Here is a 14,308-nt window from a genome sequence, read left to right as displayed (position 1 = left end):
CCCTCTCGGTGGTTCAGGTGGTTCGGTAGTGCGGCAGCACGCGGGCGAGGTGGGCGACCTCGTTACCGCGGGGGTCGCTCACGGCGAAGAACTCGGTGGCCACGAGGGCGCCCACGGTGCGGATCCGCGTGATCGTGGTGCCGTCGGCGAACTGCGCGGTGTCGACGGCGGGCGGCTCCGGCATGCGGGGTGTCCAGTCCAGCCCGGCCAGGTAGGACGGGAACGGCAGCGGCTCGGCGCGCTCGGCGCGCCAGTCCTCCTGGCATTCCTGCCGGCAGAAGTCCCGGCTCGGGGAGTCACCGAGCGGGCCACCGCAGTGCTGGCAGCCGATGGCCCGTTCGATGTCGGAGACGATGTCGCTCACGAAACCCCGCCGGTAGGGGCCTCGATCGCGTCGGCGGCATCGCGCAGGAGCTGGACGACGGTCGCGCGCAGGTTGCTACCGAACGGCCGGTAGAAGTCGGCGAGACGATCGGCGGCATCGCGCAGGAAGTCGGCATCCGCGGTGTCGGTGTCCATGCCGGCGGGACCGTAGGGGACGTGCGGGCGTGGGACGGTGATCGTCTTCCCGTCCGCGGGCACCAGGCGCACGGCGTCGGCCGGAAGCTCGTTCGGGAACCCGTCGTGGCGCAGCGAAATGCGGTGCGATTCGTAGCGCACCCAGACCTCTTCACCGGCGTCCTGGGTGCGCGTGACGATGCCGTAGTCGTGGCTCCACCACAGTTCAGGCACGGGGCACCTCCTGCTTCAGTTCGTGGGCGATGCGCGCCCGGAGCTCGTCGGCCACCCTGCGGGCGTAGGCGGGGATCGGGTTGTCGGCCTGGCTCGGGAGGCCCTCCACGACGTGCGAGGCGCCGGTCATGCTCGTGAGGTACCGGAGCACCTCGTTCAGCGCGGCGAACGCTTTCGGGGCCGCTTTGCTGCGGTTGTCGTCGTGGTCGTGGGCGCAATCGCCTTCGGGGTCGAGGTACTCCTCCGCGTAGGCGTCGAGCAGAGCGCGTAGCTTCTCCAGCTCGGTCTCCGGCACCAGGCGCACGGCGCCGCAGGGGGTAGCGCAGGTGACCGCGTGTACGCCGTTCCGCCGCCCGCAGTCGTCGCACACCACGTCCTTGGCCGTCGCGGCGAGCATGGCGTGAGCGAGTGTCCGCGCTTCGTCGCGTCGCAGGTAGAAACGGGCGCCGTCCGGGGTGTGGAGGTCAAGGTAGTCCTCGCCACCGGTGGGCGACGGGTGGAAGGTGATCACTGCGGGCGCTCCTGTTCGAAGTGGAGGGCGGCTTCGCAGTTGGCGTAGGCCAGGCGGTTCCAGCGCGCGTCTGCGAGCGCGTCGTGGGTGTCGTTGCCCTGTCCGGGGAGCTTGGGGTGACCGGCCTGTTCGTGGAGCTGTTTCAGGTCGTGCGTCCACATCGGAACCCCCGAGGGCCGCTTGACCATCGATCCCCACAGCTGCATGAGGGCCACGTGGTCGTAGGCGCCGTAGTACGCCCACAGCTCCGGCGTGCCCTGGGCGAGCAGGAACTCCCGCACCTCGTTGGCGATGACCCATTTCGGCTTCACCCGCGGGTCGGTGGTGTCGATGGTGAAGTCGATCTTGGCGCGTCGGCCCGGGATGCCGAGCCACTGGTGGTCGTCGTTGATGGCGATGCGGATGCGCCGGTTGACCTCGGTGGGCTCGGTGAGGGGCAGGTGGGGCACGGCGTCGCGGTGGACGGCGGTGGTGCTCACGGCTTCCACTCCTGCCGGTAGGCGGGGTGGTCGGCGTAGGGCAGGGCGAGCAGGCGCAGGGTGGTGCACGGGTATTCGCCTTTGCGATCGCCATCAGCGCCGGTCGTGTGGCACACCGCGCAGACCGGCCCCCATTCGCCCTCGATGGGTTCATGCAGGTCGATGATCTGCTGCTTGGCGTCGAGGTCGACCATTACCGGGTCGAAGCCTTCGGGCGTCCACGGCTCGGTCAGCCCCTGGTCCTCGGCGGTCAGCTTGCGCAGTTCGAGGATGTGCTGCCGCGACTCGATGATCTGTGCCCGCAGGAAGGTGATCAGGTCCCCCGTCACGACTGCGCTCCGGCCATCTTCTCGGCGAGCAGGATCGCGGCGCGGCCGACGCAGGGCGCGCACCCGCGGATCTCGGCGGTCGTGTAGCCCGCGCCGGGGACGGGCAGGTACATCAAGAGCAGGAAGTCGCTGCCGCCGCGGATGAGGGTGTAGGTCAGGCCGAGGTGGCGGAACCGCGAGCTCTTGATGATGGTGCGCATCAGCGTGTGCAGGAGCAGCGTGTCGCGCAGGAGGGCGAGGTACTTGATCACGGCTGGGCCTTCCGGGACAGGGGGTCGGGGATCCCGCCGTCGCGCACTGCGGCGTAGAGCGCGTGGCGGGCGGCGTCGCGGGCGTGGTTGCGCATGGCGTGGGTGGGTCCGTCCAGCCCGGCCGCCTCGATCCGGGCGTCGGTGGCCCAGGGCTTGACGATCCCGGCGGGCCGGCGGTACCAGCGGGCGGCGTGGTCGAGGTGGACGTCCTGCAGCTGGGCGATCAGCTGGCGGGTGATGCGTCCCGCTTCCGGTGTGGCCGAGCGCGCGGCGCGCAGGTTGGTGACGAACTCCTCGACCGCGAGGATCGGCATCAGCGTGAAGCCTTCGGCCTCGGCGAGGAACGCCGCCACGATCCGGGGCACGGCGGCGGGGTTGGCCTGGATGACGGCGACCTGCTCGATCTGCAGGCGCCCGTCGAGGTAGGGCAGGGCGCAGATCCCGGTGGTCACGCCGGGGTCCACGCCGACGACGAGCAGGCGGTTCACGCTTCCTCCGTTGCAGGGAAGAAATGCCGGATCCTGCCCTTGTAGATCTGGGCGTCGGGCGCCGCGTTGTGGTCGAAGCCCTCCGGGAACCGCATCGGGCCGGTCACCTTGCTGTGGCTGGACGTGTAGCCGCCGTCGGAGTAGCGCACCAGCAGGTCGACCTCGGATTCGGTCAGCACGTCGTCGGCCAGCTGGAACTCGGCGTCCTCGGTCTGCTCGCCGTGGCGGGCGAGGTAGTCGCGCAGCCGGGCCAACTCTTCCTCGTTGCCGGTGGTCTGCAGCCAGAAGTTCCAGGTCTCGCCCTCCCACTCGTTGGTTTCGATGAAACGGGCGAACGTCAGCGGGGTGGTCACGTCTGTCCTTTCGGGAAGGTCGGCTGGGGTCACCACGCGGGCGACGCCGGAGCCGGCGATGAGGCGGCCGCAGCCGGGGCAGGGCTCGCGGGTGACGAAGAGGGTCGCGCCGGGCAGGTCGGCCCGGTCGCTGTGCAGCAGCGCGTTGGCTTCGGCGTGCACGGCCACGCACGCGCCGGGGCCGCTGTCGTAGCTGGAGCAGGGATCCACGCCGGACAGCCGCCGCGGGCAGCTTTCGCAGCCGGGGGCGCCCGCCGGGGAGCCGTTGTAGCCGCTGGCGCGGGTGCGGTGGTCCTGCATCACGACGGCACCGACCTGGGAGCGTTCGCAGTCCGACCGGGTCGCGGCGGCGTGGGCCAGGATGAGGCCGTACTCGTCCCAGGTGGGGCGTGGCAGGTGCGTGGTGGCCTCGGTGAACCAGGCGAAGAACTCGGCCCACGTGGCGGGTTTCGAAGTCATTCCGCCTCCAGCGCGCGGGCGGCGCGATTTTCCGCGTCGTCGGCCGGGTCCCAGGGCTGCAGCCGCAGCGCGGCGTAGGCGATCAGCGCGGCCGCCAGGAACCATAGGTCGTTGAACAGCCCGGCGGCCAGGTCGCCGAGCGCCAGCCCGCTCACCGACAACGCGCGGGCGGCGCCTTCGGGCAGCGGGTTACTCAGCACCGACGACCTCGCGGTAGATCGGGGTGGTCTCGGCCGACGGTGCGGGCGCGGCAGCTGCTGCGAGGAGCGGCATCGGGACGAGCGTGTGGAGGATGCGTGCGACGTCGACCGGTGCCGCTCCGGCCAGCATTGCCTTGCAGAGCTCGACGCTCTGGGCGACGGCATCGCCGAGCAGGGAGAGGGCGGCGCGCTGGTCGGTGATGAGCTGGATCGCGGCGTCCACGGCGGCGTCACTGCGGTCGACGGCGGCGGGGGTCTGCGCGGCCATGAACGTGGCGAGGCGGTCGAGCTGCCGGGCCACGTGCATGAAGGCGGTGTACTGGCCGTCGGTGGCGAGCAGGCCCTGCTCCTGCAGCTTCTGCATCCGCCGCAGGTAGACCTCCTTGAACGGCCTGCCCAGCTCGGCCCAGGGCCGGGGGTCGTGGGCGTGGGCGGTGGCGTGGAAGGCACGCGCCGCGAGCTCGACGACGTCGACCCGGGCCGGTTCCTCGGCGGCCAGGGCGGCGGCGTCCTCGGCGAGCTGTTCGCGCAAGGCCTCGTCCTTCTCTTCGGGGGTGGGGATCATGGGTCCGTCCTTCTGGTCGTGGGGTGGTTCAGTCCTCGATCGGCTGCCACTCGGGGCGGGCGACCTCGACGCGGCTTTCCTCCCAGCCCTCGCGGGGCGGTTTGCCCGCGGCCAAGGTGACCTGGCGCTTGGCTTTGGCCGGGGTGTCGTAGGGGCCGCGGTAGTGGGTGTGGCCGCGGGGGTTGACGATCTTCGCGCGGTAGAGGACGTCGCCTTCGTACTGGCGGGAGCGCTGCGCCATGGCTACTTCCCGATGTTGATCAGGGGCGTGCCGCTGGAGCCGCCGGGGAAGCAGTTGAAGTAGGTCGGCTTGATCTCCTTGGCCGCGTCGAGGCACTCCTGCACCAGGATCGGCTCGGACAGCGAGTTGGTGAGCGCCTGGTTCGCCGCGGCCTGTGCCTGGTTCTTGGCGAGGTTCTGCTGCGCGATGGTGGTCTGGGTCTGGGCGTCGAGGATGCCGTTGAGCCGGTTCTGCACGCCGGGGTCGAGGTGCAGCTGGCCGGGCGCCACCGCGACGAGGGTGAGGCCGGACGAGGACAGCTGCTTGGTCAGCTCCGCGGTCATCTTCTGCGTGATGGCGGGCAGTGCGTCACCGGAGATCGCTTCCTGCGGCTGGTACTGGCCGTAGACGATCTTGGCCGCGTTGTCGGTGGCGCTGCGTAGGAACGAGTCGCGCACCGAGTCGAAGCTGCCGTAGCGCTTCCACAGGTCCACCGCGTCGTTGGCGTTGATGACGTAGCGGATGGTCATGTCGGCGCAGGCCTTCGCCCCGCCGGCGAGGTTGACCTCCACGCAGTCCTGGCCCGGCTGGTCGCCCTTGTTCTGGTCGTAGAGCCGCTGGGTGACCTGGATCCGGGTGGTGAACTCCTCGACGGAGTCCCACGGCGCCAGGAAGTGCGCGCCGGAGGAGACGGTGCCGACGGGCTTGCCGAAGGCGGTGACAATGCCGACAGCGTTGGCCGACACGGTGGTGAAGGTGGCCAGGAACAGCCACAGCAGGGCACCGGCCAGGAACGCACCACCGGCGGTGAGGAACGCGCCGCGCGGGATGTCGTCGGTGTGCCGGCCCGGGTCGTTGAGCTTGAGGTGCCGGGCGGCGGCCACGAAAGCCACCACCGCGAGGACCACGAGGATCGTGATGAAGATGAGGGAGGTCATGCTGCCTTCTGGTCTCGGAGGGACACGCCGCCGAGGAGTTCGGCGACGATGCGGGGGTCTTGCACGAGGTCGGAGAGCTGCCCCGCCTTCGCCTTGAGCACCGCGCGGACGCGGGAGTCGATGGTGTTGGCGGCGACGATGTCGACGATGTCGATGGAGTCGTGGTGCTCGGAGCCGATGCGGTGCGCGCGGTCCTCGGCCTGGATGGACGCTTCCAGCGCCCACGGCCGCTGTAGGAACACGACGCACTTCGCGGCGGTGAGGGTCAGGCCGACGCCGCCCGCCCCCGTGGTGGCGCAGATGAGGTCCAGCTCGCCCCGCTGGAAGGCGTCCACGGTTTCCGTTCGCTGCCGGGCCGTCTGGCCGCCGACGACGTAGCCGACCCGACGCCCCGCCTTGGTGGCGGCTTCGCCGGCGAGCATGACGAGCTGCCTGCTGGGAGCGAAGGCGATCACCTGCTGGCCGGGCCGCTGCTCCATCTCTTCCAGCAGTGCGTCGACCTTCCAGCTCGGCCCCTTGAGCGTGACGTGGTAGTGCGCTTTCGGCTGGCCGGTCTGCGGGTCGTCGCGGAACTCGATCTCGACGTCGGCGGGTGCACTGGCAAGCTGGGAGAGCCGGGCCAGCTGGGTGAGGATGTCCATCACGGCCAGCTCCTGCCCGTCCGGCAGCTCGGCGAGCATCTGGCTTTCCATCTCGTCGTAGGCCCGCCGCCACTCCTTCGGCAGCTCCACCATCCGGACGGAGTAGACCTTCGGCGGCAGCTGGGTGAGCACGTCGGCCTTGGCCACGCGCCGGAACTGACCGAGCAGCGCCAGCCGAAACTCGGACTCGGCGGCCGGGGCCAGCCCCAAGATCTCCTCGTCGTAGTCGCCCGGCACGGTCTCGCAGTAGCGGGCGACCCACCGCTCCCCCGCGGGCCACGCACCGGGCGCGACGCAGGTCAGGGTGGGCCACAGGTCGGCCGGGTGGTGGGTGATCGGGGTGCCGGACAGCGCGACGAACGCGCGGGTGCGTCGGGCGAGGCGCTGTACCGCCTGCGTGCGGGAGGCCTTCGGGTTCTTGATGAGGTGGCACTCGTCGGCCACGACCGCGGCGGGCTTGAGCCACATCAGCGGCGAGCGCGATTTGGTGTCGTCCTGGGCATCCATGCGCGCGATGTCGTAGGAGGTCACGTACACCTGGGCCGCGCCGAGCAGGTCCCGTCGCTTGGTGCCGCGCCACGCCACGGTGACCAGCTGCGGCGCCCAGCGCAGCCAGGCCTCCACCCACGGGTCAACGACCGAGGCGGGGCACACCACGACGACGGGGCCTTCCTCGAAGATCGCGGAGTCGGCGACGGTGTAGCGCTCGAGCAGGCCGAGGATCGTGGTGATGGTCTTGCCGGTGCCGGGTTCGTCGGTGATCAGGGCGCGGCCAGTCGCGGCGATCAGGTGCGCGCCTTCGATCTGGTACGGCCGCGGGGTCAGGCCCTCGGGCACGCCGACGGCCAGTTCGCTCGCCCGCCCGGCCGACAGCCGTCGCTCGCTCTCCTGCGCGATCCAGGCCTGCAGCCTCGGCATGGGCTGGAAGCGCTCGCCGTAGGTCGCGGTCAGCTGCACGACGCCGGGCCAGCTCAGCGGCATCTGCATCGCGCCGGCCGGGTTGGTGGGCTGCAGCAGCGGGGTGAGCAACTGCAAACGCCGGGCGTCCATGGCGATGTCCTCGAGCGCGCCGGCGGCGATCAGCAGAACGCGAGCACCGTCGTCGGTCAGCTCGCCGTAGATGGTGCTGCGCTGCTGACGCGGCGGGTACATGCTGCCGCGCTGGTCGTAGGTGATGCTCACGCGGCCTCACCTGATACGCTGCCTGCACGGCCCAGGGGAATGGCCGGGTAGCCATACCCGCCCCGGGCCGTTCCTACGTTCCGAGGCACGTTGCACGACGAGCACAGGCGCCCCATCCGGCGCGGTGGCCGGGCCCGTCCGCGGTAAGCGCCCCACCCCCACTTCCTACGTTCGGCGGGGATGTCCGTGCGGTGCGCGATCAGCGCTTCCAGCCGCTCGACCTCGGCGCGAAACTCGGGGAACCAGTCCCCGATCATCTCCAGCTCGTCCTCCTTGGCGAAGGACCCGCAACCACACTCTCCGCTCATGTGAACGAGGTCGGCGACACGGTTGTGAGGTACGTCGTGCTCGGAGCGGTACGTGTTGAGATCGAGTTTGGTCCACTCCGCGAAAGGGGACACCCAGATCACCGAGCCGTCCGGCTCATAGAGCGGCACGTCGCTGCGGCGCTCGGACTCCTCCCGGCGGCGCCCGGCGATGTAGAGAGCGCGCAAGGTGCGCGACCGATGTACGCCCAGCGGCTTGCGCGCCTGGTCCAGGCAGCGTTCTTTCAACCGCTGGTACATCTTGTAGTGATGCGCAGGTCCTGGGAAACCGTTCGTGAGGACGAGCTCTTCGTAGGACACCGGAGGGCGCTCCTCGATCAGGGGGATCCCCCAGTTCGCGACCACCTCACGTACGAAGCGACGGGTGTCCTCGATACCGATCCCGGTGTTGGCATGGATTGCGTGCGTCACGATCCCCAGCTCTCGCATCAGGTGCAGGAGAGTCGTCGAGTCGTTCCCACCGGAGAACAAGACGGCACGAGCGACGATCTGCTTGTCCCGTCCGAGTTCAGTTACGGCGCAGTCCACAAGTTCCTGAGCCCGGTCAACGAGCTGCCCGACACGGGCTACACGCTCGGCCCGGGACATGGCCGCCACTTCTGCTGCGGGAAGCTCCAGCGAGTGGCGCGGCGGTTCCGGTTGCACGTAACCTTTTCCGCGCTTGTCAGTACGCATGGCCCTCCGTTCTGGTCGTAGGGATGGAACGGGCGCCGGAGGCCGCGTATCGGGGACACGACCTCCGGCGCCCTGCTCGGGGTTACTGCTGCTGGCCGAGCAACTTGCTCAGCAGCGCGGCCTGACCGGCGTCGAGCCCGGCCGGGACCTGCGGCGCCGCTTCACCCGGGGCCGCCGGAGCAGCTGCCGCCATCGCCTGCGCCGCCGGAGCGGCCTGGGTGGGGGCGGCGAACTGCTGCGGGAACGCGGCCGGGGCCTGCGGCGCCATCGGAGCCGGGGCCTGCGGAGCGAACTGCTGCTGCGGGAACGCCATCTGCTGCGGAGCCGGAGCCGGAGCCGGAGCCTGCCCCTGCTGGGCGGCGTAAGCGGCCGCAGCGCTCGCAGCGTCAGCGTGGGTGCCCCCGTTGGTCAGCACCATGTCCGCCACCTGAGCGGGCGCCACACCAGCCGGAGCCGCGGTGACTACCTGCTCGGCTGCGACGGACCCCGTCGCGGTCTGCGGACGCTGGTACACGATCTGGAACACATTGCTGGCGTTGAAGCCTGCCGTGCGGGCCTGCTTCTTGCCGACGAGCGTGGTCTGGATCAGCGCACCCTTCTCGGGCGCCCCTGCGGGAGCTCCTGCCTCCGCCATGGCCCGGGCGAGCTCGTCACGAGCCTGTCCTGCCACGAACCACGACGCCCGCCCTTCGGGGAACTCCGCCGTCGGCTGGACGATCAGAGACACCTTCATGACGTACTTCTGGCGGCCGTCGCGGTAGAGCGCGGGCTGGTTGGTGCCGGGGATGGTCTGCGGCTGGATGTCGCCGTCGACCACCTCGCGTTCCACGATCCCGACGTAGCTGGTACCGACGGGCTTGTCCTTGAACGACCACGACGGGCCGCCGGAGACCGTGGGCTGCGAGAAGAACGCATCCAGGGAGCCGGAGGGCAGCGGCGCGGCCGGCGCAACGGGAGCGGCGAACTGCTGCGGGTACGCGGGAGCCTGCGGGTATGCCGGAGCCTGGGGGTACGCGGGAGCCTGCGGGTACGCCTGCTGAGGGAACTGCGGAGCCACAGGGGCGGGGAACTGCGGGGCGACCGGAGCCGCCGGGGCCTGGCCCCACACCTGCTGCTGGAACGGGTTCGTCATCATTTTCCTTGTCACTGAGCGTTTTTGAGGTTTCCGGGACAGCCCTGGAGGCCATCCCGCGCCGACTCCGGGCGGTAGAACGGGCAGAAGTAGCACTCGTCGTAGGACGGTGCGGCATCGATATCGAGTAGCGAGATCTGCCCGGAGTGCAGCGCAATCGCCAGCTGCTGGCGGTGCTCCGTCTGCTGGAAGACCAGCGCCAGGAGCTCGTCGTCAGCCGGCGTATGGGGCCGCTCCCACACGTGCACACCATCCAAAGAGGACGATGTACGCGGCAGTGCGGCGAGCACCACCCGCTTCACGGGCAAGCCCATGAGGCGGTAGCCGTGGCCGTACAGCAGCAGCTGCACGACGTATTTTCGGGGCGGCCCCTCGGCTCGGCGAACCTTGTTCATCGTGGATTCGCCGAGAGCTTTCCAGTCCAGGACACATTGCTCGACAGCGTCGTAGCCGTCGGCGGTGCCCGGGTGATTGGGATGCGGTGTGACGCGCTGCTCGGCGACGAACCGCATGACGTTGTTGACGCGGTTGTACCAGTGCAGCACGTTCTCCATCTCCGCGTGGATCGCGGTGCCCACGAAGCTGGGCCACGGGTCGGAGACGTGGTTGGTCTTGGGAAGTCCCGCCATCTTCCCGGCCACCTGCCGGTCGCACGCCACGCCCAGCTCGGACGGGCCGAGGTGCAACTGCAGGCTGCGCGGCCGCCGCTCGGAGTAGGCGGTGATCATGCGGCGGATCTCGCCGGCGTACCGGCTGGCCCAGGCGGTGTTTCCGCCCAGCGGTGCGGGTGCCGAGCCCATGAAGTCGGCGGGAGAGATGGTCACGCAGCGGTCTCCAGATCGAGGTAGAGGCGGGGAAGCAACCCGCGGAGGGCGTGCTCGGCCTGCTGGGGCACCACCCCGTTGCCGAGGAGTTTGAGCATCTGGTTGCGGGTCAGGCCCGGCGTCGCGGTGACCAGCCCCTCGGGCAGGCCCATCATCCATTCGACGAGGTACGGGCTCAGGACCCGCGCGCCACGAGCACCGGTGACCGTCGGCTCCGGCGCGGGCCGTCCGAAGAGGACCTCCCACCGCCGCACCGCCGCGGCGTAGACACCCCAGTCAGTGGCGTCGGCCGCGTCCCGCGCGATGGCGGGCAGGAGCCGCAGGCCGCGGTTGTTGACCTTGTTCCCGCCCTCCGCGTTCGACACTGTGGGTGTCGGCAGGAGACGCACCAGAGAATCCAGACTCGGACGGACCGGACCGACGCGACCCGCAGCACCTCCCTGGTTGTTGCCGCAGCGCGAGGCGGACGGCGTCGGCAGGAGCGTCAACGGCTGGGGCCCAGCAGGAACACCACCTCGTCCTCCAGCGTCGGGCCGTGGCCGCCCGCTTTCCTCTTCTCGGGATGCTGCGGTCCCCCATTGGAGGCCAACTGCGCGGTGGGCGTCTTGAGCAACGATGAAGATGCGCTCACGTCGATGAGGGGCGCCAACGTCGGAAGCGCGTACAAGCGCCCAGACCGCGTCATACCCGATCTCGGCAAGATCGTTGAGGACAACGTCGAAGCCTCGCCGGAGGTGGGCGGCCACATTTTCCAGGACGAGGAGGACGGGTCGAAGTACCCGAGTAGCTGTGGCGATGTAGGGCCAGAGGTGGCGCGGGTCTTTCGTGCCAAGGCGTTTCCCTGCGTTCGAGAAGGGCTGGCATGGGTAGCCGGCCGTGAGGATGTGGACACGGGGCACCGAGGAGAAGTTCGGGGCGGGCATCTCGTAGTCGGGATCCGCTTGCGCCCGGGCCTTCATCTCGGCCCACTCGGCGTCGGAGTACGACAGGCCGATACGGGCGATGTCGCCGAGGTTGAGCAGCCCGGGGCGGTGCCGCTGCATGACGGCGATCGGTCCGGGGTCCACGTCCGACCACCAGGCCAGCTCGCCGCCGAGCACCGCGTGCACGGCCGCGTCCAGGCCGCCGTAGCCGGTGCACAGAGAGCCGATGAGCATCAGTCGCGCTCCGATCCCTCGTCCCAGGTCGCGAAAGCGATGGGCAGCGGGCCGAGGCGATACGCGAGGATCCGCTCGACGATCAGGTCGAGGTTGTCGATGACGATCTCGACGTTGCGGGCGCCGCGACTCCACTGGTCGATGGCGAAGACCTGGTTCTCGTCGAGTCCGTACTGGCTCCGCACCAGCCCGGCCGTGCGTGCGTCGTGCGTGATCATGACGCGCGACCAGCCGGGGAAGCTCTTGGTCTTCCGGCCCTGCTTGACCCACTCGACGGCCGCAGTGGTCTTTCCGCTGCGGCGCGGGCGAATCACGAGCTTCATCAGTTCTCCTCGGTGCATTCGGCGTGGATCCACGGGCCGTCGTCGCACGTGGTGATCTCGTCGCCCTCGTAGATCCGGTCGCCGCACTCCACGCAGTCGGTCTCGTAGGAGGCGCGGATGGTGGGCCCGCGGTGTGTGACCGGGGGTGGTGGGGCGACGAGGGGTGAGCGGCAGTGCGCGCACTCGATGACCAGGAGCTCGGTCAGCTCGCAGCGTTCCTTCGTGGCCATGAACTCGGCGGGGCTGGGCGTGCTCAACGCTGCCTGGCTCGCTCGAGCTTCCAGGTGCTGCTCTTCTTGGCGTAGCGGACGTAGGTGTGCGGGTCGTCCTTCTTGAACCGGGTCGAGTCGAACCGCCAGGTCTCCACATAGGACATGCGCAGCGGGGTCTGCAGGCCCGGGCTCGACAGCTCCAGCCGGGTGGCGCCCGGGTTGGTCTGCGCGGCCTCGACCTTGATGGACTCGGTGAGGTCCTTGAGTTCGGCCTCCAGCGCGTCGCGGCGGTCCTTGAGCTCGTCGTAGCGGGCGAGCAGTTCGGACAGCCGCGTGCCGGGCGGCGGCGCGACGAAGGCGACCGGCGGTTCGGCCGGGGTTTCGGGGGTCACAGACACGTCATGACTTCTTCCAGTTGGGGGGTGCCAAGCTCGGCGCCGTTGAGCTGCGCGGAGATCAGCCGGGTCTTGTCCTCGGTCCACACCGTGTCGAGCACGTGGCCGTCGCCGTGGACGGCGTGGACGATCACGACGTCGGGGCCGGTGGTCTTGTTGAAGACCCAGGCGCCTTCGGTGAGCTCGCGCACGAACGTCTGCCAGGTCATGCCGCACGCTCCGGGGGGCGGGGCTCGATCGCGCCGGGCGTGACGATCAGCAGTCCCTGCCGGATCGCGTAGATCACGGCGTCCATGCGGCTGGCGACGCCGATCTTCTTGTAGATCTGGCTGGCGTGGGTCTTGACCGTTTCCCGGTCGATGGAGAGTTCGCGGCCGATCTCCGGGTTGTTCAGACCGCGGGCCATACCTGCGAGGATCTGCATCTCCCGGGAGGTGAGGCCGGGGACTTTCTTCTTGTACGTGGCGGGCGCGACGGTCAGGCGCTGGACCGGGCCGCCGGTGTCCCGCAGGATGTAGCGGTTCGCTTCGATCCACGCCATGAAGGCCGGCCAGAGCTCACCGCGGATGACGATGCGGTGCTCCTGCGTGCTCATGCCACGGCTCCGTTCTCTTCGCGAAGCCGACGGCGGTAGCGCGTGAGGGCCCGGTCCAAGGCGGCGTAGCTGATTCCCAGCAGCGCGGCGCCTTCCCGCTTCTTGAGCGCGGGGTCGCGCGCCAGCAGCGCCTGCCAGTCGAAGTAGGTCTCCTCGCTGAAACGGGTCAGCCGCGGGTAGTCGAAGAGCTTGTCAGTGCCAGCGACGAGTTCCCAGCAATAGCTGCACAGACCGCGCCCGACGTGCTTGCGCCCACCCTCGGCCCCTTGCCCCACCAGCGGGCCTTTCTTGCAGCGGCGGCACTTCTTCGGGCACGCGGCACTGACCACAGTGGACCTGCTCATGCGGTCACCGCCTGCTTGGCCAGCCAGCGCAGCCGGTCGGCGCTGATGGTGTTGGTGCGGATCTCCTCGTCGGTGAGGTGCTCGGCGCGGATGAGGGTCTGCACGGAGATCTTGGGTCCGGCGGGCACCCGGCCGTCGGCGATGACGAAGGCCATCGTCAGGGCGGCGATGACGGTGAAGTGGGCGTCGGCCAGGGTGTCGGCCCAGCGCAGGAGCGTGGTGAGGTCGTGGTCCGCCAGTTCGATGTGCGGGCTGTACTCGGCGGGCAGGTGCACGCACGCCACGGGCAGGTCGCCCAGGCCGCGGGCGTGCATGTGGTTGAGCAGGCTGCGCCACCGGTTATCGAGGATGTTCATGCCGCACGCTCCGGCGCGGTGATCTCGGTGGCGTGCACGAGGTGGCCGAAGGCGCCGACATGGCCGTAGAGCACCTCGTCGTCGAGCGGGAGCCCGGACAGCCCCGACCGGACGCCGTAGTTCATGGCGGCGAGGTTGCCGGTGGCGTCCATCCACGATCCGCCGCTGACCCGGTCCCACCAGTCCTCGACGACGAACTTCACGGTGGTGTCGCTTTCACCGAAGAGCGGGAGCTGCGTGGTGACGGTGACCGTCTGGCCGGCGAGTTCGTGCGCGTCCTTGTGCGCCATCAGAGAGCACCTCCAGCCAGGGAGGCGATGACCTCGGTGTCGGCTTCGCTGGAGCGCCGCAGCGTCCGGGCGCACCAGGACCACAGGCGGCGCCAGCGCGACGGGGCAGCATGCGGGTGGGGCGGCCACTGCACCCACTGGCCCCCGGCCTGGTAGACGTCGATGACCGGCGTCATCTCGCGGGTGTCGTCGTCGTTGCCGGGCACGAGCATGTGGCGAGGGAAGTCCCCGACGGGCAGCAGAGTGCCGGTTTCGCGGTTCCAGATGACGGGCATCGGGATGGTGCGGTATCCGTCCGGGGTCGGGTCTTCGGTTACGATGGGATCCACGG

Annotated in this window: 27 protein-coding genes and 1 pseudogene; all 28 read right to left on the bottom strand. The window is 69.8% G+C overall.

Annotated features, from left to right (window positions below; all coding sequences use genetic code 11):
* Positions 1-13: 13 nt before the first annotated feature.
* The gene (locus ORV05_RS04820; protein ID WP_268757240.1) at positions 14-364 is read right to left on the bottom strand and encodes a hypothetical protein; all 351 of its coding nucleotides are present in this window, start codon (positions 362-364) and stop codon (positions 14-16) included.
* Positions 361-732 (bottom strand): hypothetical protein, encoded by a 372-nt coding sequence (locus ORV05_RS04815; protein WP_268757239.1) that lies wholly within the window; start codon positions 730-732, stop codon positions 361-363. The genes ORV05_RS04820 and ORV05_RS04815 overlap by 4 nt, the downstream gene beginning before the upstream one ends.
* The gene (locus ORV05_RS04810) at positions 725-1,243 is read right to left on the bottom strand and encodes a hypothetical protein (RefSeq protein WP_268757238.1); all 519 of its coding nucleotides are present in this window, start codon (positions 1,241-1,243) and stop codon (positions 725-727) included. The genes ORV05_RS04815 and ORV05_RS04810 overlap by 8 nt, the downstream gene beginning before the upstream one ends.
* Positions 1,240-1,722, bottom strand: coding sequence for a 3'-5' exoribonuclease (locus ORV05_RS04805; protein WP_268757237.1), 483 nt, complete (start codon positions 1,720-1,722; stop codon positions 1,240-1,242). Before ORV05_RS04805 ends, ORV05_RS04810 begins: the two co-directional genes overlap by 4 nt.
* A complete protein-coding gene (locus tag ORV05_RS04800) occupies positions 1,719-2,051 on the bottom strand; it encodes a DUF6221 family protein (RefSeq protein WP_268757236.1) in 333 nt (110 codons plus the stop codon). The genes ORV05_RS04805 and ORV05_RS04800 overlap by 4 nt, the downstream gene beginning before the upstream one ends.
* Positions 2,048-2,302 carry a hypothetical protein gene (locus tag ORV05_RS04795; protein WP_268757235.1) on the bottom strand — a complete coding sequence of 85 codons (255 nt, stop codon included), beginning with the start codon at positions 2,300-2,302 and terminating at the stop codon, positions 2,048-2,050. Before ORV05_RS04795 ends, ORV05_RS04800 begins: the two co-directional genes overlap by 4 nt.
* Positions 2,299-2,790 carry a hypothetical protein gene (locus ORV05_RS04790; protein ID WP_268757234.1) on the bottom strand — a complete coding sequence of 164 codons (492 nt, stop codon included), beginning with the start codon at positions 2,788-2,790 and terminating at the stop codon, positions 2,299-2,301. Before ORV05_RS04790 ends, ORV05_RS04795 begins: the two co-directional genes overlap by 4 nt.
* The gene (locus ORV05_RS04785) at positions 2,787-3,602 is read right to left on the bottom strand and encodes a deoxycytidylate deaminase (RefSeq protein ID WP_268757233.1); all 816 of its coding nucleotides are present in this window, start codon (positions 3,600-3,602) and stop codon (positions 2,787-2,789) included. Before ORV05_RS04785 ends, ORV05_RS04790 begins: the two co-directional genes overlap by 4 nt.
* On the bottom strand, positions 3,599-3,802 hold the full coding sequence (locus tag ORV05_RS04780) for a hypothetical protein (RefSeq protein ID WP_268757232.1): 204 nt from the start codon (positions 3,800-3,802) through the stop codon (positions 3,599-3,601). The genes ORV05_RS04785 and ORV05_RS04780 overlap by 4 nt, the downstream gene beginning before the upstream one ends.
* Positions 3,792-4,367, bottom strand: a complete 576-nt coding sequence (locus tag ORV05_RS04775; protein WP_268757231.1) for a hypothetical protein — start codon at positions 4,365-4,367, stop codon at positions 3,792-3,794. The genes ORV05_RS04780 and ORV05_RS04775 overlap by 11 nt, the downstream gene beginning before the upstream one ends.
* A 28-nt stretch (positions 4,368-4,395) precedes the next feature.
* A complete protein-coding gene (locus ORV05_RS04770; protein ID WP_268757230.1) occupies positions 4,396-4,608 on the bottom strand; it encodes a hypothetical protein in 213 nt (70 codons plus the stop codon).
* Positions 4,609-4,610: 2 nt separating this feature from the next.
* Positions 4,611-5,525, bottom strand: coding sequence for an SPFH domain-containing protein (locus tag ORV05_RS04765; RefSeq protein ID WP_268757229.1), 915 nt, complete (start codon positions 5,523-5,525; stop codon positions 4,611-4,613).
* Entirely contained in the window at positions 5,522-7,348 is a 1,827-nt protein-coding gene (locus ORV05_RS04760; protein WP_268757228.1) for a DEAD/DEAH box helicase, read from the bottom strand. The genes ORV05_RS04765 and ORV05_RS04760 overlap by 4 nt, the downstream gene beginning before the upstream one ends.
* Positions 7,345-8,349 (bottom strand): phosphoadenosine phosphosulfate reductase domain-containing protein, encoded by a 1,005-nt coding sequence (locus tag ORV05_RS04755; RefSeq protein ID WP_268757227.1) that lies wholly within the window; start codon positions 8,347-8,349, stop codon positions 7,345-7,347. Before ORV05_RS04755 ends, ORV05_RS04760 begins: the two co-directional genes overlap by 4 nt.
* Before the next feature lie 82 nt (positions 8,350-8,431).
* Positions 8,432-9,481 (bottom strand): hypothetical protein, encoded by a 1,050-nt coding sequence (locus ORV05_RS04750; RefSeq protein ID WP_268757226.1) that lies wholly within the window; start codon positions 9,479-9,481, stop codon positions 8,432-8,434.
* An 11-nt stretch (positions 9,482-9,492) separates the two neighbouring features.
* Positions 9,493-10,305 carry a hypothetical protein gene (locus ORV05_RS04745; RefSeq protein WP_268757225.1) on the bottom strand — a complete coding sequence of 271 codons (813 nt, stop codon included), beginning with the start codon at positions 10,303-10,305 and terminating at the stop codon, positions 9,493-9,495.
* Complete coding sequence (locus ORV05_RS04740) at positions 10,302-10,694, bottom strand: hypothetical protein (RefSeq protein WP_268757223.1); 393 nt, start codon at positions 10,692-10,694, stop codon at positions 10,302-10,304. The genes ORV05_RS04745 and ORV05_RS04740 overlap by 4 nt, the downstream gene beginning before the upstream one ends.
* Positions 10,695-10,789: 95 nt before the next feature.
* Positions 10,790-10,936 carry a hypothetical protein gene (locus tag ORV05_RS04735; RefSeq protein WP_268757222.1) on the bottom strand — a complete coding sequence of 49 codons (147 nt, stop codon included), beginning with the start codon at positions 10,934-10,936 and terminating at the stop codon, positions 10,790-10,792.
* A gap of 28 nt (positions 10,937-10,964) precedes the next feature.
* Positions 10,965-11,462 (bottom strand): annotated as a pseudogene (locus ORV05_RS36425) (DNA cytosine methyltransferase); the annotation flags it as partial.
* On the bottom strand, positions 11,462-11,785 hold the full coding sequence (locus tag ORV05_RS04730) for a hypothetical protein (protein ID WP_268757220.1): 324 nt from the start codon (positions 11,783-11,785) through the stop codon (positions 11,462-11,464). The gene ORV05_RS04730 and the pseudogene ORV05_RS36425, both read right to left, overlap by 1 nt.
* Positions 11,785-12,042: a hypothetical protein gene (locus ORV05_RS04725; RefSeq protein ID WP_268757219.1), complete on the bottom strand. Its 258-nt coding sequence runs from the start codon at positions 12,040-12,042 to the stop codon at positions 11,785-11,787. Before ORV05_RS04725 ends, ORV05_RS04730 begins: the two co-directional genes overlap by 1 nt.
* On the bottom strand, positions 12,039-12,395 hold the full coding sequence (locus tag ORV05_RS04720; protein ID WP_268757218.1) for a hypothetical protein: 357 nt from the start codon (positions 12,393-12,395) through the stop codon (positions 12,039-12,041). Before ORV05_RS04720 ends, ORV05_RS04725 begins: the two co-directional genes overlap by 4 nt.
* Positions 12,386-12,601: a hypothetical protein gene (locus ORV05_RS04715; protein WP_268757217.1), complete on the bottom strand. Its 216-nt coding sequence runs from the start codon at positions 12,599-12,601 to the stop codon at positions 12,386-12,388. Before ORV05_RS04715 ends, ORV05_RS04720 begins: the two co-directional genes overlap by 10 nt.
* Positions 12,598-12,987, bottom strand: a complete 390-nt coding sequence (locus tag ORV05_RS04710) for a response regulator transcription factor (protein WP_268757216.1) — start codon at positions 12,985-12,987, stop codon at positions 12,598-12,600. The genes ORV05_RS04715 and ORV05_RS04710 overlap by 4 nt, the downstream gene beginning before the upstream one ends.
* Positions 12,984-13,331 carry a hypothetical protein gene (locus ORV05_RS04705; RefSeq protein ID WP_268757215.1) on the bottom strand — a complete coding sequence of 116 codons (348 nt, stop codon included), beginning with the start codon at positions 13,329-13,331 and terminating at the stop codon, positions 12,984-12,986. Before ORV05_RS04705 ends, ORV05_RS04710 begins: the two co-directional genes overlap by 4 nt.
* Positions 13,328-13,687, bottom strand: a complete 360-nt coding sequence (locus tag ORV05_RS04700) for a hypothetical protein (protein WP_268757214.1) — start codon at positions 13,685-13,687, stop codon at positions 13,328-13,330. Before ORV05_RS04700 ends, ORV05_RS04705 begins: the two co-directional genes overlap by 4 nt.
* Positions 13,684-13,977 carry a hypothetical protein gene (locus tag ORV05_RS04695; RefSeq protein WP_268757213.1) on the bottom strand — a complete coding sequence of 98 codons (294 nt, stop codon included), beginning with the start codon at positions 13,975-13,977 and terminating at the stop codon, positions 13,684-13,686. The genes ORV05_RS04700 and ORV05_RS04695 overlap by 4 nt, the downstream gene beginning before the upstream one ends.
* Positions 13,977-14,306 (bottom strand): hypothetical protein, encoded by a 330-nt coding sequence (locus ORV05_RS04690; RefSeq protein WP_268757212.1) that lies wholly within the window; start codon positions 14,304-14,306, stop codon positions 13,977-13,979. Before ORV05_RS04690 ends, ORV05_RS04695 begins: the two co-directional genes overlap by 1 nt.
* Positions 14,307-14,308 lie beyond the last annotated feature (2 nt).

Origin of the sequence: Amycolatopsis cynarae (assembly GCF_026802195.1) — a bacterium.
GTDB classification, from domain to species: Bacteria; Actinomycetota; Actinomycetes; order Mycobacteriales; family Pseudonocardiaceae; genus Amycolatopsis_E; species Amycolatopsis_E rhizosphaerae.
The sequence above is the reverse complement of the archived record's forward strand: the minus strand, read 5'-3'. Positions and strand labels throughout refer to the sequence as shown.

Bases quoted from the DNA above. Each gene is read 5' to 3' on its own strand.
- ORV05_RS04700 (WP_268757214.1), bottom strand. From the start codon at position 13,687: ATGAACATCCTCGATAACCGGTGGCGCAGCCTGCTCAACCACATGCAC.
- ORV05_RS04785 (WP_268757233.1), bottom strand. From the start codon at position 3,602: ATGACTTCGAAACCCGCCACGTGGGCCGAGTTCTTCGCCTGGTTCACC.
- ORV05_RS04715 (WP_268757217.1), bottom strand. From the start codon at position 12,601: ATGACCTGGCAGACGTTCGTGCGCGAGCTCACCGAAGGCGCCTGGGTC.
- ORV05_RS04765 (WP_268757229.1), bottom strand. From the start codon at position 5,525: ATGACCTCCCTCATCTTCATCACGATCCTCGTGGTCCTCGCGGTGGTG.
- ORV05_RS04695 (WP_268757213.1), bottom strand. From the start codon at position 13,977: ATGGCGCACAAGGACGCGCACGAACTCGCCGGCCAGACGGTCACCGTC.
- ORV05_RS04705 (WP_268757215.1), bottom strand. From the start codon at position 13,331: ATGAGCAGGTCCACTGTGGTCAGTGCCGCGTGCCCGAAGAAGTGCCGC.
- ORV05_RS04750 (WP_268757226.1), bottom strand. From the start codon at position 9,481: ATGACGAACCCGTTCCAGCAGCAGGTGTGGGGCCAGGCCCCGGCGGCT.
- ORV05_RS04775 (WP_268757231.1), bottom strand. From the start codon at position 4,367: ATGATCCCCACCCCCGAAGAGAAGGACGAGGCCTTGCGCGAACAGCTC.
- ORV05_RS04770 (WP_268757230.1), bottom strand. From the start codon at position 4,608: ATGGCGCAGCGCTCCCGCCAGTACGAAGGCGACGTCCTCTACCGCGCG.
- ORV05_RS04730 (WP_268757220.1), bottom strand. From the start codon at position 11,785: ATGAAGCTCGTGATTCGCCCGCGCCGCAGCGGAAAGACCACTGCGGCC.
- ORV05_RS04755 (WP_268757227.1), bottom strand. From the start codon at position 8,349: ATGCGTACTGACAAGCGCGGAAAAGGTTACGTGCAACCGGAACCGCCG.
- ORV05_RS04710 (WP_268757216.1), bottom strand. From the start codon at position 12,987: ATGAGCACGCAGGAGCACCGCATCGTCATCCGCGGTGAGCTCTGGCCG.